The organism is Streptomyces sp. NPDC053560 (assembly GCF_044544605.1).
GTDB lineage: Bacteria > Actinomycetota > Actinomycetes > Streptomycetales > Streptomycetaceae > Streptomyces.
Genome location: NZ_JBITXI010000014.1, coordinates 181,170 through 197,990, shown reverse-complemented (window position 1 = coordinate 197,990; position 16,821 = coordinate 181,170). Strand labels below are relative to the sequence as shown.

The following is a 16,821-nucleotide window of genomic DNA, read 5'->3' as shown; positions in this document are numbered from 1 at the left end:
CGTGGAACATGGCGGGGGGTGGCGCGCGCAGGGCGCTTGCTGTCCTGTGGTGCAATCCCGCCACGTGGGGGTGCGGCCCGGTCGTCACCGCGTAAGACGCCCGCGCCCGTCGGAGAGTTCCGGTACGGCCCCAACTGGCCCCGCACCTATCCGAGTACGTACCCCCATGGTGGAGATGACGCGCTGTTGATCGCCGTCAGTCGACCGCAAATTGACCTTCAAGGGGCTATTTTTCGGCCAATCTCTTGGCCACACTGACACCATAATCCTCACCAGGACAGTGCTGGACACGCAACATCGCTGCGTGTACATGTGGACCCATTGATAGCGGAGCAGCATGACATGGGGGTTTGCGATGCTATTGAGCGAAACCAACTGGCGGGCAAATACGACAATTGCCCGCATTCCCCTACTGCGAGCCCTCCTGGCCGACGGCCTCACCTGGGACGACGCCCAGACTGACGTAAGCCGCAGGCCATGACATCCCCCCACGCTCCGAAAGTGGCCGGAATCGAGCCTACGTTTACCGGCCCGGCGCACACTGCGGCCCCCACAGCCCCGGAAACTTCTTCCGCCACTCAACCGGCCGCCGTTCACGAACGGCTGACCGCCTGGCTCGCCGACCTCACCACCCTCCACGACCTCACCGAGCGGCTGGCTCGTACGGACACCCTCGACAGCGCGCTCGACGAGTTCCTCCGGGCCGGCGCCTTCCTCGTCGGCGCGCGCCGGGGCCTGGTCACCCTCGAACCGCCGGACGGCCTCGGCGCCGACACCACCGTCGGCCTGGGCCTCGGCCCCGCCGACCTCGGACACCTGGAGACGGTGCCGCGCCGCGCGACACCGGTAGGTCGCCTGCTCGACGGCCACGAGGCGTGGGTGCCGAACGCGGCGGTGCCGAACGCAGCGCTACCGAATGCAGCGGTACCGGGGGACGGCACGAGCAGCGGGGGGACGGGGACGGCCGGGGCGGGCAGCGGTGGGTCAGGGGCATCGCCCGCGTCGACCGTGCATGTGGCGAGGCCGACCGGAGCGACCGCCCACGGAACGGGCTCGGCCGGCCCCTCGGCGGACGCCCCCGCGAATTCGGCTACGGGGCCACCTGCCCCCACCCAGGCCCCTCTCAGCCCTCCCGGCCCTCCCGATCCCCCTGCCGCTCGTCCGGCCCCTCCTGGCCCTCCTGCCGCCGCCTCCTTCGGGCTCTGCGAGCTCTCCCAGCCCGATCTCTCCGCCGAGCCCGGCCTCGACCCCCGGTTGCGGGAAGTCGCCGCCCGCCTCGGTTACGCCGCGAGCTACGCCGTACCGCTGCTCGTCGAACCGCTCCCCGAGAAGGGCGCAGCAGACGCCCTCTCCGTAGGCGCCTCCGGTGCAGAGCCTGCAGAAGCCCTGGGGGTGACGCCCCACGAAGGCGCGCATCCCCTCGCCCCCGGGCAGCGCCGCCCCTCAGCAGCAGATGCGGCTCATGTCCGCCCCCTCGGCGTCGCCGTCTGGCTCTACGACCGGCCCGCCGAGCCCACCGAACGCGGGCGCCGGCTCCTCGCCCTGTACCGCTCGTACGCCGCCGCGCACCTCTCCCGTCTGATCGAGCTGGACCGCCGACGCCGTTCGGAGCGGGCCCTGCACGCGGAACTGCTGCCCGCCCGGCTCCCCCGAGTACCCGACGTCCGGCTCGCCGTACGGCACTCGACGGGCCCGAAGGGCGGCGGCGACTGGTACGACGCGCTGCCGCTCCCGGACGGCGCGCTGAGCCTGTCCGTCGGCTCCGTCACCGGCTCCGGGCCGAGTGCGGTGGGTGCCATGGGACGGCTGCGGGCCGCGCTGCGCGCGTACGCCGTCATGGAGGGCGAGGACCCCGTCGCGGTCCTCTCCGACCTCGAACTCCTGCTGCGGCTGACCGAGCCGGCGCGCAGCGCGACCGCGCTGTTCGCGTTCGCCGAGCCGCCGGTGACCGATCCGCTCGGCGGGCCGCCGGCCCGGAAGATCGTGCTGGCCGGCGCAGGGCATTGCCCGCCACTGATCGTCGGCGAGCACCGTACGGAGTTCGTGGAGACCACGCTGTCCGCGCCGCTGGGCATGCTCTCGTGCTGGGAGGCGCCGAGCGTGGAGCTGGAGCCGGCGCCCGGAGAAACCCTTCTCCTCTACAGCGACGGGCTGCTGCACCGCTCGGGCGAGCCCGTGGACCGGGCCTTCGCGCGGCTGCACGCCGCGGCGGCCAGCCTGCCCCGCTCCGTACGGGAGGACCCGGAGGCCCTCGTCGACCACCTCGTACGCGCGATGCTGCCGCAGGGCCTCACGGACGAGACCTCACCCGAGGACGTCGTCCTGCTGGCGGCCCGCTTCGAGGCCTGACCTCAAGGGGGCCGGGGACTGGCGGGCGTGCGGCAGCTTGAGAACCAGGGAAACAAGTAAATCCACACAAAAGCTGCCAAACCCGACGCGGACCGAAGGCCATCCGTCCCAAGGACAGAGTGCCTGACAAGTCACAGCTTCCTCCCTCTGGACCGCTTTCCATCCGCACATACGATGGAAAGCGTCCAATAACGACGAGGAGGCACCGTGGCCGACGAGCTCACTCCGGAGACCCCGGACGAGGACGAGCAGCCGATCAAGCAGCGCAAGAACGGCCTTTACCCGGGCGTATCCGACGAGCTCGCCGACAACATGACGTCCGGCTGGGCCGACACGGAACTGCGCGACCTCCAGCCTGTCGAGCAGGCTCCCAACGCCGCCGAGCGGCGCGCCGCGCTCTCCCGCCGGTTCCCCGGCGAGCGTCTGGTGATTCCCGCGGGCAACCTCAAGACCCGCTCCAACGACACCGAGTACTCCTTCCGCGCCGCGACCGAGTACGTCTACCTCACCGGCGACCAGACCGACGACAGCGTCCTGGTCCTGGAACCGCGCGACGGCGGCGCCGGGAGCGCCGGGGGCCACGACGCGACGCTGTACCGCCTGCCCCGCTCCAACCGCGAGAACGGCGAGTTCTGGCTGAACGGCATGGGCGAGCTGTGGGTCGGCCGCCGGCACAGCCTCACCGAGGCCGAGGTGCTGTACGGCATGCCCTGCAAGGACGTGCGCGAGCTGGCCGCCGCGCTGACGGAGGCCACCGGGCCGGTCCGTGTCGTACGCGGCCACGACGCCGGCATCGAGGCGGCGCTGACCGACAAGGTCACCGCCGAGCGCGACGAAGAGCTGCGCGTATACCTCTCCGAGGCGCGCCTGGTGAAGGACGACTTCGAGGTCGGCGAGCTGCAGAAGGCCGTCGACTCGACGGTGCGCGGCTTCGAGGACGTCGTGAAGGTCCTGGACAAGGCCGAGGCGACGTCCGAGCGTTACATCGAGGGAACGTTCTTTCTCCGGGCCCGCGTCGAGGGCAACGACGTCGGCTACGGCTCGATCTGCGCCGCCGGGCCGCACGCCTGCACGCTGCACTGGGTCCGCAACAACGGCGCGGTCCGCTCCGGCGACCTGCTCCTGCTGGACGCGGGCGTGGAGACGAACTCGCTGTACACGGCGGACGTCACCCGTACCCTGCCGATCAACGGCCGGTACTCCGAGGTGCAGCGCAAGATCTACGACGCGGTGTACGCGGCGCAGGAGGCGGGCATCGCGGCGGTGAAGCCGGGCGCCGGCTTCCGCGACTTCCACGACGCGGCGCAGCGCGTGCTCACCGAGCACCTGGTGGAGTGGGGCCTGGTCGAGGGGCCTGTCGAGCGCGTACTGGAGCTGGGGCTCCAGCGCCGCTGGACCCTGCACGGCACGGGTCACATGCTCGGCCTGGACGTCCACGACTGCGCGGCCGCCCGCACCGAGTCGTACGTGAACGGCACGCTGGAGCCGGGCATGGTCCTGACCGTCGAGCCCGGCCTGTACTTCCAGGCCGACGACCTGACGGTGCCGGAGGAGTACCGGGGCATCGGCGTCCGCATCGAGGACGACATCCTCGTCACGGCCGACGGCAACCGGAACCTTTCGTCGGCGCTGCCGCGCCGCTCCGACGAGGTCGAGGAGTGGATGGCCGGCCTGAAGGGCTGACTCCCCCGGCGTTCCCGAACGCCCCCTTCGTGACGGTCGGCGCTCCCCCTTCTCGGTGGGGCGCCGGCCGTCCGGCGTTCTTCACGGTTCGGGGCCACGACGCGGGACCACGAAGCGCGATCACGACGCGGGGCCACGGAGCGGGGTACGACCCGCTCATCAGTCCCCTGAGCCTCGTGGGGCCTCTGAGCTCCCTGAGGCCCCTACTCCCCGGTCTCCCCTGCCTCCCCTGTGCGCGGCCGGGGCACGTCTCCCGCCGTCCGCTCCCGCGCCACGGGTACGTCGCGGAGGCTCTCCGTACGGACGTACGCGCCCGCCTTCGCTGCCGCATACGTGGCGAACGTGGCGGACTCCACGAGCTCCAGGTCCACCGGGCGACGCACCACCAGCATCCGGTAGTAGAACGGCGCCCCCAGGGCGCCGACCACCGCCGGCGCGTCCGTGCCCGGGGGCAGCTCGCCGCGTTCGATCGCGTGTCGTACCAGTGCGCCTGCCACGCCCAGCCGGTCCTCGAAGAAGTCGCGCAGTACCTCTTCCGCGCGCGGATCGCGGGCGGCCGCCGACACGACGGCCTCTATCATCGCGCGGTTGCGCCTGTCCTCGTAGAACGCGCCGATGGCGCGGGCCAGCGCGCGCAGGTCGCCGCAGAGCGAGCCGGAGTCGGGGATGGGGATGACATCGGCGCTGCGCTGGGTCAGCAGCCCGCAGACCAGGCCCTCCACGGAGCGCCAGCGGCGGTAGATCGTCGCCTGGTGCACACCCGACCGCTGAGCGACCCGCTCCATGGACAGTCCCGCGAACCCCACCTCGCCGAGCTCGTCGAAGACAGCGGCGAACACGGCTTCCCGTGTACGCGCGGTACGGCCCCCGGGGCGGGTTCTGCCCGGGGGGTGCTGCGTGGTGCTCATGAAGGCACTCCGGATTGCCAGCGATCGATCACACGAAGTATTGTCCAGATCGCTAACGCGAGTCACTTCGCGTTAGCGCCTGCGCCCTGAGGCGCACCCACCGGGGGACGCCGAGCACGGGGGACTCGGCATGGGGGTGCGCCCGGGGCGCGTTTGTTCTTTCGTCACGCCCCGGCTCGGAACTCTGCGAGCAGCTCCTCGGCGTGCAGGGTCCAGGGATGTGCCGAGCCGAGAGTCCGGGTGCGCGCTTCCAGAACGGTGGCCCCCTGCTCGATGGCCTCTGCGGTTTGACCGAGCGCGTGCAGGACCGAGCTCAGCAGCGAACGCGAGTTCAGGGAGAGGGGATAGTCCGGCCCGTGCAGCCGCTCGGACGACGCCACAGCCTCCCGCGAGGCGCTCAGCGCCGCCTCGGGACGGCCGGCGAAGAACAGCGCGCGAGCGTAGACGACCTGACTGATCACTGTGATCACATGGTCCGGCCCCAGCTCCCGGTGGCAGTCCTCGAGGAGGGTTGCTCCCCCGTCGACCTCCGCTTCCAGCTCCGCACCGGTCGGCACGTCCAGCAGGAATGTCCGCGCCTGAAGCGTCAGAGGATGTGCGGGCCCGAGCGCGACCGTACGTCCCGTCACCGCGCGGCGAATGAGCGTCATGGCCTCGGGCAGCCGGTCGAGCGGCTGTAGCGGGTACACCAGTGCAAGGCAGCTCGTCAGAGTGTCCGGGGCGTCGTGGCCGAGCACGCGCTCGCGATGCGCGAGCACCCGGCTGTGCAACGCCTCGGACTCTTCGTACCGCCCAAGCCGGAAGAGAACTCTCCCCAGACGCTCCCGGAGACTCAGGACCAGCGGGTGGTCCGCTCCCAAATGGAGCTCTCCCAGGCCCACCGCCCGCTGCACGACCGTCAGTGCGGGGGCGTAGTCGCTGTCGCGGTGGAGGGCCACCACGAGGCGCAGCGCTGCTTCGGCCACCGCCACCGCGGTCTGCTGTGCCACGTTCGCCCGCCCGGCCAGCCTGTTGAGCAGGGCGACCATATGCGGCACCAGGAGGGGCGTCCGAGGATCGTTCCTCCGAGGTTCTGACACGTCCGGGAGCGCGGCCGCCAACTGCCGGGCCGCCGTGGTGACAAGCACCTCGTGCTGCTCGGAGGGGGTACCGCGAAACACGCTGTCGAGCAATATCCCGTGACTACGAAGGCATCGCACGCTCCCCGGGACCAGCTCCGCCATGGACTGGTCGAGGAGGCCCCGTAAGGCCGCTTCGACGCGGCGGGCCGGGAGGGCTTCGCCGATGTCGAGGCCGGACAGGACCGACAGCGGCAGGGGGTCGCCCGACCAGCAGGACAGGAGGCGGAGGAGTGTGACCGACTCGGGCAGGCCCTGTGAGGTCAGCGCGTTCAGGGAGAACTGCCATGTGCTGCTGACCAGGTGGCGGGAGTCGCCGCCCCCGGTGGCCGCCGCGCCCTGGTCCAGGAGCTCTATCGGGTCCAGCCCCTCCCCTCCGTCCAGGTTGGCGCCGTACTGGGTCATCGTCCATGGGTCGATGACCTGGTGGGCGAGGAAGCCGCCGGCGAGGGTCAGGGCCAGGGGGAGGCGGCCCAGGCGTTCGGCGACGGCCTCGGCCTCCGCCAAGGTGCCGGCCTCCGGGGCCAGGTCGCAGAGGACCTGGGCCGCGTCGGCCTTCGGGAGGACGCCGAGCTGGAGGAGTTCCGCGCCGGGCCACCAGTGGCGGGCCGCCTGGCGGGTGGTGACCAGGACCGTGCCGCGGGGGCTGGTACGGAGCCAGCCGCCGTCACGGAGCACCGCCGGGTCATCCGCGTTGTCCAGGACCAGGAGCCAGGGGCGGTCGGAGCGGTCCAGGTGGTCCCAGACCAGGTCGGCGGCGGCGCGCAGGCCGCTGCGGGCCGCGGTCAGTTCGCCGTCGCCCGCGCCCCGGTCGGCCGCCACCGCGAGCATCCCCGTACGCAGGGACGCGGTGTCGGAGGCGTTCACCCACAGGCCGACACGGCCCGCCTGGGACGTCGCGTGCTGGAAGAGGGTGTACGCGACGGCCGTCTTGCCGCAGCCGCCGAGGCCGTGCAGGACGTACACCTGGCCGCCGGCGCCCGGCGCGACGCCGGCGCGGAGGCGGTCCATCAGGTCGGTGCGGTCACGGAGGACCGAGGGGGCGCGGCCCACTGAGGGCCAGCGGACGGAGTCCAGGCCGGACCACGCACCACCGCCGGAACCGTCACCAGGGCTGCCGGCGCCATGGTGATGGTGCTCGATGATGTGCTGGTCGCCGGACGCCTGGTAGACCCGGCCATGGCCGAGGGCCCTGGCGTCATTGCCGCCGCCGGTGCCGGGGCCACCGGCCGCAGCGGGTCCACCTCCCGCCCCGGGGCCACCGCCCGTACCCGTACCGCCCCCCGTACCGGGATCGCCGCCGTTCACACCGTTCCCCCTCCCGCCGTGTACCGCACGGGAGTTCAGCGTAGATCACGAGACTGACGCTGGTCAGGGCATTGGGGAAGCATGCACTGCGAGACGGATCGACGTCCGCACGGCGCGACCGGCCGACGCCCGCACGGCGGAACGGTGCGGCGCCCCCGCCACCCCACGGACCCGCCCCAGGAGAAACGTCACGGCATTTGGAGCAGCGCGCCCTCGCGCCATTTGAGGACCTTGTCGAAGCTGACCACGGCGCCCCGGCGTCCCGTGCGGTTGCGGTAGCGGACCTGGTCGGTGAGGGCCTCGATCAAGAAGAGCCCCCGTCCGTGCTCGGCCTGAGCGGGGGCGGGGGCGTGTCGGCGGGGCGGTGCGGGTTCCGTCCGGGGGGAACGTTCAGGGGACCCGGGCCCGGAGGCCCGGTCGTGGAAGCCCGGCCCGGAGTCCGTGACCTCGATACGGCACGTGTCACCGTCGATGAACGCGGTGACGCGGTACTCCTCGGCCGTGCCGTCGCCGTGCTCGACGGCGTTCGCGCAGGCCTCGGTGAGGGCGAGCGAGAGGTCGTAACAGACGTCCGGGTCGACGCCCGCGGTCTCCATCGTCCCCAGCAGCAGACGGCGCGCGAGCGGCACGCTCGCTGCCTCCCGCCGAAGATGGAGGGACCACCAGATGCTCATCGCTCCAGCCTCCTGGCCGCGGCTCGACATATCGATACGTATTGCCGCGCTCCATGGTCGGTAAGCGTGGGTTTGACGTGACTCCGCCCATTCGGCGGACGCGGCCACTGAGCGTACCGGTGTAAAAGGCCCAGGGGCGCGCCCCTTCGTGCGCCCCTGCAATTGCGGTAGCGGCACTCCGGCCGATCTTCCGCGGATCTGCGGGGACCCCGGGGTGGGCCGGGGCGGACGCTCCTGGTCACGACCTGGTCGCAGCCCAGGTCGAGTGACCGTTTGAAACCGCTTACTGTCCGTCTACGACCGTTTGCATCTTTCTACTGATTGTCGAAGTGCGAACGGTTGCGCATGTACGGATGAGAAGCGCGGCAGCTCGGCCGTCTGCATATCTGTAGCCACCCTCGGGACGCCCCCGGGCGGGCCGCCGGAATGTCCGGAATCGGCTACGGCCTCTGGACGGCGCCCCGCGCCGCCTCTCCCAGTCGGCCGTCCCTTGCCTCCTACCCGTCTCCCGGCGACGGCCATCTCGGAACGGCGCCATCACCGCAGAGGGTGCCCCCGCCCCGCCACGCGCACGGCCTCACCGTGTCCGGGACAGTCCGCCCTGCCGTATGCGTCCGGTACGTGCAGTGGGATGATGGCGGCCGTCATGACTTCCCCCGAGGGGCGCGCCGCGGCCGATCTGCGGTTGCTGAGGGCCGCGGTGTTCACCGCGGCCTGCGTCGCGCTGGCCGCCGCGGGGCACATGATCGGTTCCTGCGCCACCGTCCCTCTGTGGACGCTGGGCGCGGGCTGCCTCGGAGTGCTGGCCGTCGCCGTACCTCTTGCGGGCCGCGAACGCTCGCTTCCGGGGATCGCCGTGGCGCTCGCCTTCGGGCAGCTCGTCCTGCACGCCCTCTTCATGCTGGGCCAGCGCGGCCTTGCGGTACGGCTGCCGGCCGACGGCGTGAACGGGCTGAGCGACCGTGCGGCGATCGGGCTCGCCCGCCAGATGACCTGCGGGTTCGGCTCGACGCGCCTCACGGGTACGCGGGCCAGGGAGATGCTCGCGGATGCCGGGATCGACCCCGCGGGAGCAGCCGCAGGTGCGCACGCCGCACAGGGCTCGACGGCGCACGCCGCCATGGCCCACGGCACCGCCGGGCAGGGCGGCATGGCCGCACACGACATGGCCGCGCACGGTGCGACCGGTACGGGCGGCGGGCTGTCGGCGGCCGCCCAGCACCTCGGCCTCGGCTCGCTGACCGGGCTGCTGCCGTCGCTGCCCATGCTGCTCGGGCACCTGCTCGCTGCGCTGGCCGCCGGCTGGCTGCTGCGCCGCGGCGAGGCCGCGCTGTGGCGGCTGGTACGGCTGTCCGCGCCCGCCGCGCGGGAGGCCACGGCCGCCGCTTCGATGAGCGCGCTGCGGACCGCGCTGCGCCTCGTACACGCCCTGTGCGCCGGGCTGCTGGGCGCCGCGGACCCTACTCCGCGCGCCTCCGTTTCGTACGAGCATGACAAAGCCGGGCCCGAAGAGCTCGCGCTGCAGCACAGTGTGGTCAGGCGGGGACCGCCCCACTTCGCCCTCGCGGCCTGACGCACACGCAGCTCACGCATGCCCGCAGGACGGGTTCCCGGACACGGTCCGGAGGGCTGACGTGCCGTCGCCGCACGCGCGCCATCATCAGCCTTCCTTCTCTCCTGTCTGAGGAGTGTTCCGTCATGTCGGACACCACGCTGTCGAGCACCGCCCCGGCCGCCATCCCGGCCACCGCTCCCGCCCGCCGCCGTACGGCGCTGCGCCGGTTCCCCGTCGTCGGCGGTGCCGCGGCGGGCGTCGTCCTGCTGCTCGCCGGCCCCGCCTTCGCGCACGTCAGCGTGCAGCCGGGGCAGGCCGCCAAGGGCGACTACGCGACCGTCGACTTCAAGGTCCCCAACGAGCGGGACGACGCCTCGACCGTGAAGCTGGAGGTCGACCTGCCCGCCGACCACCCGCTGGCGTCCGCGATGCCGCAGCCGGTGCCGGGCTGGGACGTGAAGGTCACCAAGTCCAAGCTGGACAAGCCGATCGAGTCGCACGGCGAGAAGCTCACCGAGGCGGTCACCAAGATCACCTGGTCCGGCGGCAAGATCGAGCCCGGCCAGTTCCAGCAGTTCCCGGTCTCGCTCGGCGCCCTCCCCGAGGACACCGACCAGCTCGTCTTCAAGGCGCTCCAGACGTACGACAACAAGGAGGTCGTGCGCTGGATCGAGCCCGCCAAGGAGGGCGCGCCGGAGCCCGAGAACCCCGCGCCGGTCCTCAAGCTCGTCGACGCCGACGAGGCGGAGCAGGGCGGCGGCACGGACACCGCGGGCGCCCAGGACGACAAGGGCGGCACGGACGCAGGCAAGAGCGCCACGGCAGCGGCCGAGGGCGGCACCGACAACACCGCCCGCGTGCTGGGCGTGATCGGCATCGTGGTCGGCGTCGTCGGCGTCGGCTTCGGCGTCCTCGCCGGCCGCCGCCGCACCAGCTGAACCGGCCCCCGCACCACCTGTGGCGGCCGGACCGCGATCCGGCCGCCACAGCACGCCACCGGCCCGGCATTCCCGGCCGGTGGCGCACCCGGTCGGCACCACCAACGGACATACGGGATATCACTCAGTAATGCGCAGAACACCCAAGCTCGCGGCCGCCGCCCTCGTGGCCGCCGCGGCACTGACCCTCACGGCCTGCGGCAGCGACAGCGGGAGCGACAGCGCCGGCGGCCCCGCCGCCAGCGTCTCCGGCACCCAGTCCAAGCCGGTCGTCACGCTCGACGAGCCGATGGAGAAGCCGGACCTGGTCCTCAAGGACAGCGACGGCAAGAAGTACGACCTGATCGAGGAGACCAAGGGGCGGCCGACGCTGATCTACTTCGGCTACACCCACTGCCCCGACGCCTGCCCGGCCGTGATGGGCAACATCGACGTGGCGCGCAAGCAGCTGCCGAAGGCGGAGCAGAAGAAGCTGCGGATCGTCTTCGTGACGACCGACCCGGACCGGGACACCCCGGAGCGGCTGAAGTCCTGGCTGAACGGTTTCGGCGGCGACATCATCGGCCTGACCGGCGACTTCGACACCATCCAGGGCGCCGCCTCGGCCGTGAACGTCGGCGTCTCCAAGCCGGTCAAGAAGAAGAACGGCGACATCATCGTCGACCACGGGCTGCAGGTCCTGATGGCCTCTCCGAAGGACGACAGGATCCACTGGCTCGGCATGAAGGACGCGGGGGCCGAGGACTACGCCCACGCCCTTCCCAAGATCATCAAGGGGCAGAACCCGTGAACCGCCGTATCGCATGCGCCGCCGCGCTCGCCGCCACCGCCGCCCTCACCCTCGCCGGCTGCGGCGGGGACAGCGCCCCCGAACTGAAGGTCTCCGGCGCGTACATGCCGCAGCCCGTCATGAAGGACATGGCCGGCGGCTTCCTCGTCGTCAAGAACACCGGGGGCACCGCCGACAAGCTGACCTCGGTGACCAGCGACCTCTCCGACGACGTGACGATCCACCGGACCGTTGGCGCCAAGATGGAGCAGGTCAAGTCCCTGGACATCCCCGCGCACGGCGAGCTGAAGCTCTCCCGCGGCGGCAACCACCTGATGTTCATGGCGCTGAAGAAGAAGCCCGAGGACGGCGACAAGATCTCCGTCGAGCTGCACTTCGACAAGGCGAAGCCCATCAAGGCCGAGATGCCGGTCAAGGCCACCAACTACAACCCGCAGCACGCCGGGCACCAGTAGGGGGAGTTACGCCATGACGCTCACCGTTCCCCGCGCCGCGGCCGGGGCCCGCAGGCCCGGCCCGAGTGCCGAACCGCGCCGCGGCCGGACCGCCGCGGCGCTGCGCCTCCTGGTCCTCGCCGCCGCGCTGCTCGGCGTGCTGCTGGGCGGCGCCGCGCCGGCGTCCGCGCACGCCGCGCTGACGGACAGCTCGCCGGCGCAGGGAGCGGTGCTGCAGAAGGCGCCCCCACAGGTCACGCTGTCCTTCTCCGAAGGCGTCTCGATGGGCGACGACTCCATCCGGGTGCTGGACCCCAAGGGCAAGCGCATCGACCGCGGCAAGCTGCTCGATCTGTGCAGCGGCAGCACCGTCAAGTACGGCACGGGGCTGCCGCCCGGCCTTCCCGACGGCACGTACACGGTGGCCTGGCAGGCCGTGTCGGCCGACAGCCACCCGGTCTCCGGCGCGTTCACGTTCTCCGTGGGCGCCCCTTCGAAGTCCGCCGCCGTGGTGCCCCAGAAAGAGGCCGGCGGCGGCCTGGTCGGCGCGCTGTACGGCATCGCGCGGTACGTGGCGTACGCGGCGTTCGCGCTCCTCGTGGGCGGCGCGTGCTTCGTGCTGGCCTGCCGGCCGCCGGCGGCGCGCCACCGCCCCGTCCAGCGGCTGGTGGTGTGGAGCTGGGCGACGCTCACCGTGGCCACCATCGTGCTGCTCCTGCTGCGCGCCCCGTACACCGGGTCCGGCGATCTCGCCGACGTGTTCGATCTCGGCGGGCTCAAGGCGGTGCTGACCACGAAGCCCGGCGGCGCGCTGGTCTCCAGGGTGCTGCTGCTCGCCGCGGCCGCGCTCTTCATGGCGGTGCTCTTCGGCGCGTACGCACGCGCCGACGAGGAGGGCGACACGAAGCGCCGCAAGGACCTCGCCTTCGGGCTGGGGGTCGGCGGCGCGGTCGTCGCGGCGGGGCTCGCCGCGACCTGGGCGATGGCCGAGCACGCCTCGACCGGCCTGCAGACCGCCGTCGCGATGCCGGTGGACGTGGTGCACCTGCTGGCCGTGGCCGTGTGGCTCGGCGGGCTGACCGCCCTGCTGGTCTCCCTGTACCGGGGCCCGGCCATCGAGGCCGCGGCCGTGCGGCGCTTCTCCCGCCTCGCCTTCGCCGCCGTACTGACCCTCGTCGTCACCGGCGTCTACCAGTCCTGGCGGCAGGTCGGCACGTGGCGGGCGCTGACGGACACCTCGTACGGGCAGCTCCTGCTGATCAAGGTCGGCCTGGTCGTGGTGCTCGTCGGGGTCGCGTGGGCGTCCCGGCGGTGGACGGGCCGGCTCGCCGAACCCGCCGCGGCCGCCGTACCGGGCGACGGGGGCGGCATGGGCGCCGCCCCGGGCGGCGAGGGCGGCACCGGTGCCGTCCCGGCCCAGGGCGGCTCTCCCGAGCCCGTAGCGGTGGCGTCGTCGGCCGCGGAGCAGGCCACGGCGGAGGAGGCCGCCACGGAGCAGGACGGGGCCGAGCAGGCCGGGGCGAAGGCGACCGCGGAAGCGACCGCCGTCGGAAAGGCCACCGCCGCCGGGAAGACCACCGTCGAGGAGGCCACTCCCGAGGGGGCCGACCCCTCCCCCGAGCGCGCCGCGCAGCTCGCCCGGCAGCGGGCCGCCGTCGCGGACGCCCGGCGCAAGCGCGTACGGGACGCCGACCCCGTGCGGTACGGACTGCGCCGCTCCGTGCTCACCGAGACCGGCATCGCCGTCGTCCTGCTGGCCGTGACCACCGTCCTCACCTCCACCGAACCGGCCCGCACCGAGCAGGCCGTACGGGACTCGGGCCAGTTCGCCGAGGCCGCCCGGCCGGTCTCCGTGACCGTGCCCTTCGACACGCTGGGCCCCAAGGGCAAGGGCACCGCGCGGCTCGACCTGGACCCGGCGCGCACCGGCCAGGCCAACGTCCTGCACCTGCGGATCTCCGGCCCCGACGGTGCCGCGCGCGACGTCCCCGAGGTGCGGGTCTCCTTCACCTCGAAGGCCAAGAAGCTCGGACCGCTCCCGGCCACGCTCGAACACACCGGTACCGGACACTGGACGGCGCGGGGCGTGCAGCTGCCGACGGCCGGCACCTGGCAGCTCTCCCTTGTAGTCCGCACCTCCGACATCGATCAGGTGACCGAGACCAGGAACGTGAAGATCAACTGATGACCGAGAACTCCACCAAGACGGCCGGGGCGGCCGAGGCCGCCGGTGATTCCGCGGCGTCCGGCGCGGACGCCGCGCCCGGCGCGCTCTCCCGCCGCCGCCTCCTCGGCACGGTCGGCGCCGCCGGGGCCGCCGGGCTCGTCGTCGGCGGCGCGGGCGGCGCGTTCGGCACCGTGGCGGCCCAGGACGACGCGCCGAAGCTCAGCACGCTGGGCGCGTCCGAGGTCGCGTTCCGCGCCGACCGCCGTACACCACAGGCGGGCATCACCACCCCGATGCAGGCCCGCTGCCATCTGGTCGCGTTCGACCTGGCCCCGAATGCGGGGCGCAAGGCGGCCGCCGGTCTGCTGCGCCGCTGGTCCGCGCTGGCCGAGAAGCTGATGGCCGGCGAGGTGCCCGCCGACGACAGCGGTGTGGCGCTGGACGCGGGCCCCGCCTCCCTCACCGTCACCTTCGGTTTCGGCCACAGTTTCTTCGGCCGTACGGAGCTGACCGCGCGGCGCCCGATGCAGCTCGAACCGCTTCCCCCGTTCTCGGCCGACGCGCTGGACCCGAAGCGCAGCAACGGCGACCTGTGGATCCAGATCGGCGCGGACGACGCGCTGGTCGCCTTCCACGCGCTGCGCGCGCTGCAGAAGGAGGCCGGGGACACCGCGCGGCTGCGGTGGCAGATGAACGGCTTCAACCGCAGTCCCGGGGCCACTGCGCAGCCGATGACCACCCGCAACCTGATGGGCCAGGTCGACGGCACGAACAACCCCAAGCAGTCCGACGAGGACTTCGAGGAGCGCGTCTTCGTGGGGCGCAACGCGGACCAGCAGTGGATGCGCGGCGGCTCGTACGTGGTGCTGCGCCGCATCCGGATGCTGCTGGACTCGTGGGAGAAGAAGTCGCGGTCCGAGCAGGAGCGGGTGATCGGCCGCCGCAAGGCCGACGGCGCCCCGCTGTCCGGCGGCGACGAGCACACCCCGATGGACCTGAACAAGACCGGCCGGGACGGCTCCCCGGTCATCCCGGCGGACGCGCACGCCCGTATCGCGGCACCCGAGTCCAACCAGGGCGCCGCGATGCTGCGCCGCCCGTTCTCTTACCACGACGGCTTCCGCGACGACGGCGCCCCGGACGCCGGGCTGCTCTTCATGGCCTGGCAGGCCGACCCGCTCCGGGCCTTCACCCAGATCCAGCGGAAGCTGGACCGCGGGGACGCGCTCTCGCCGTTCCTCCGGCACGAGGCGAGCGGGTTGTACGCGGTACCGGCGGTGGAGCCGTCGGGGTACGTCGGCCAGCCACTGCTGGAGGGCTGAGCGGCCGCGTGCCGGGCTGCGGGGCCGCTTCGGGCGGTACGGGGCGGTCGGCGACGGCGGGCGGGCGTCGGTGGCGCCTGACGGCCTCCGGCGGGCGAGTACGGTAAGGGCCCGGGACAGAAGCGAGCCCCGGAGAAGGAGTGAACGGATGTCGGCCAGCCGCTACACGTATCTCGGGCCCGCGGGCACCTTCACCGAGGCAGCCCTGCGCACCCTGCCCGAGGCGGCGACGCGCGAGCTGGTGCCGATGGTGTCCGTGCCCGCCGCGCTGGACGCGGTCCGCGCGGGCGAGGCGGCCGGCGCGCTGGTGCCGATCGAGAACTCCGTGGAGGGCGGCATCACCACCACCCTCGACGAACTGGCCGCCGGCGGGCACTTGATGATCTACCGCGAGGTGCTGCTGCCGATCGCGTTCGCGCTGCTGGCCCGCCCCGGTACCGAGCTGTCCGACGTGAAGACCGTGACCGGGCACCCCGCGGCCCAGGCGCAGGTGCGCAAGTGGCTCGGCGAGCACCTGCCGGAGTCGGTGTGGGAGTCGGCGGCGTCCAACGCGGACGGCGCGCGGCTGGTCCAGGAGGGCCGGTACGACGCGGCGTTCGCGGGCGAGTTCGCGGCCGCCACGTACGGGCTGACGCCGCTGGTCACCGACATTCACGACGCGCAGAACGCGGCGACCCGGTTCGTCCTGGTCGGCCGGCCCGCGCGGCCCGCTGCCCGTACGGGCGCCGACAAGACCTCCGTCGTGCTGTGGCTGCGCGAGAACCACCCCGGTGCGCTGCTGGAGCTGCTGCAGGAGTTCGCCGGCCGCGGGGTCAGCATGATGCGCATCGAGTCCCGGCCGACCGGTGACGGCATCGGCCAGTACTGCTTCTCCGTGGACTGCGAGGGGCACCTCACCGACCGGCGGGTTGGCGAGGTGCTGATGGGGCTGAAGCGGATCTGCCGGGACGTGCGGTTCCTCGGTTCCTACCCGCGTGCGGACGAGGTCGTGGCCGAGGTCCGTTCCGAGACCACCGACGACGCCTTCGTGGAGGCGTCGGACTGGCTGACCCGATGCCTGGACGGGCGGGCCTGACCGGGCCCCTCGCAGTTGTCCCCAGGTTGCCCACAGGACTGTCCACAGAGTTATCCACAGGCCCCGTTCTCGACCTGGGGACAAGTCGATTCCCGCACGTCGCACAGTCGACAAATCGCCCTACCGACCCCACACCCGTCCACAGGTGGGCACAGCCGCCCAGCAGGGGGCTCGTCAGCATAATTCCCAGGAACAATCCTTTAGAGCGAGCAAATCCCACACGAAAGAGTACCGGAAGCGGGTTTCGGCAAGGATTTCTTCGCCCGGGATTCAGGAAACGGACTCCCCCTTTCTGACTTCCACAGCAACCACACACAGCCTGTGGATAACTTTTCGGGAGTACCCCGAAGCTGTGGACAAGTGGCCGTGCACGGCCCGCCAACTCCCCGCTCACGCAGGCCCGGACGCCCCGACGGAATACCTGGCCGAAGCCTCGCGGCAACCTCCGGAGCACTCCCGCGCCACTCTTCCGACAGCCGCCCCGGAGGCGCACGGACGAC

General features: G+C 72.4%; 12 protein-coding genes. 9 read left to right on the top strand and 3 right to left on the bottom strand.

What is annotated here, in order from left to right; all coding sequences use genetic code 11:
* The first annotated feature begins 477 nt into the window (after window positions 1–477).
* Both ACIGQF_RS30715 and ACIGQF_RS30710 read left to right on the top strand, forming a co-directional pair.
* Window positions 478–2,349, top strand: coding sequence for a SpoIIE family protein phosphatase (locus tag ACIGQF_RS30715; protein WP_399716906.1), 1,872 nt, complete (start codon window positions 478–480; stop codon window positions 2,347–2,349).
* 207 nt (window positions 2,350–2,556) lie between these two features.
* Window positions 2,557–4,032, top strand: coding sequence for an aminopeptidase P family protein (locus tag ACIGQF_RS30710; protein ID WP_399716904.1), 1,476 nt, complete (start codon window positions 2,557–2,559; stop codon window positions 4,030–4,032).
* A gap of 203 nt (window positions 4,033–4,235) precedes the next feature.
* On the opposite strand, the gene ACIGQF_RS30705 is transcribed toward ACIGQF_RS30710, so the two are convergent.
* The 3 genes from ACIGQF_RS30705 to ACIGQF_RS30695 all read right to left on the bottom strand — a co-directional run bounded on the left by ACIGQF_RS30705 (window position 4,236) and on the right by ACIGQF_RS30695 (window position 8,040).
* Window positions 4,236–4,871, bottom strand: a complete 636-nt coding sequence (locus tag ACIGQF_RS30705; protein ID WP_399716901.1) for a TetR-like C-terminal domain-containing protein — start codon at window positions 4,869–4,871, stop codon at window positions 4,236–4,238.
* 233 nt (window positions 4,872–5,104) lie between these two features.
* The gene (locus ACIGQF_RS30700; RefSeq protein ID WP_399716898.1) at window positions 5,105–7,366 is read right to left on the bottom strand and encodes a tetratricopeptide repeat protein; all 2,262 of its coding nucleotides are present in this window, start codon (window positions 7,364–7,366) and stop codon (window positions 5,105–5,107) included.
* Between the two features lie 188 nt (window positions 7,367–7,554).
* On the bottom strand, window positions 7,555–8,040 hold the full coding sequence (locus ACIGQF_RS30695; protein ID WP_361553126.1) for an ATP-binding protein: 486 nt from the start codon (window positions 8,038–8,040) through the stop codon (window positions 7,555–7,557).
* A gap of 646 nt (window positions 8,041–8,686) precedes the next feature.
* Here ACIGQF_RS30695 and ACIGQF_RS30690 point away from each other — a divergent pair.
* From ACIGQF_RS30690 to pheA, 7 genes are all read left to right on the top strand, one after another.
* The gene (locus ACIGQF_RS30690; RefSeq protein ID WP_399716895.1) at window positions 8,687–9,613 is read left to right on the top strand and encodes a hypothetical protein; all 927 of its coding nucleotides are present in this window, start codon (window positions 8,687–8,689) and stop codon (window positions 9,611–9,613) included.
* Between the two features lie 125 nt (window positions 9,614–9,738).
* Complete coding sequence (locus ACIGQF_RS30685; RefSeq protein ID WP_399716893.1) at window positions 9,739–10,533, top strand: YcnI family protein; 795 nt, start codon at window positions 9,739–9,741, stop codon at window positions 10,531–10,533.
* 130 nt (window positions 10,534–10,663) lie between these two features.
* Window positions 10,664–11,323, top strand: a complete 660-nt coding sequence (locus ACIGQF_RS30680; protein ID WP_399716891.1) for an SCO family protein — start codon at window positions 10,664–10,666, stop codon at window positions 11,321–11,323.
* Window positions 11,320–11,778 carry a copper chaperone PCu(A)C gene (locus tag ACIGQF_RS30675; protein ID WP_399716888.1) on the top strand — a complete coding sequence of 153 codons (459 nt, stop codon included), beginning with the start codon at window positions 11,320–11,322 and terminating at the stop codon, window positions 11,776–11,778. The genes ACIGQF_RS30680 and ACIGQF_RS30675 overlap by 4 nt, the downstream gene beginning before the upstream one ends.
* Before the next feature lie 13 nt (window positions 11,779–11,791).
* Window positions 11,792–13,942, top strand: a complete 2,151-nt coding sequence (locus tag ACIGQF_RS30670; RefSeq protein ID WP_399716886.1) for a copper resistance CopC/CopD family protein — start codon at window positions 11,792–11,794, stop codon at window positions 13,940–13,942.
* Window positions 13,942–15,246, top strand: a complete 1,305-nt coding sequence (gene efeB / locus ACIGQF_RS30665; RefSeq protein ID WP_399716883.1) for an iron uptake transporter deferrochelatase/peroxidase subunit — start codon at window positions 13,942–13,944, stop codon at window positions 15,244–15,246. Before ACIGQF_RS30670 ends, efeB begins: the two co-directional genes overlap by 1 nt.
* A gap of 148 nt (window positions 15,247–15,394) precedes the next feature.
* Window positions 15,395–16,321 (top strand): prephenate dehydratase, encoded by a 927-nt coding sequence (gene pheA, locus ACIGQF_RS30660; RefSeq protein ID WP_399716880.1) that lies wholly within the window; start codon window positions 15,395–15,397, stop codon window positions 16,319–16,321.
* Window positions 16,322–16,821 lie beyond the last annotated feature (500 nt).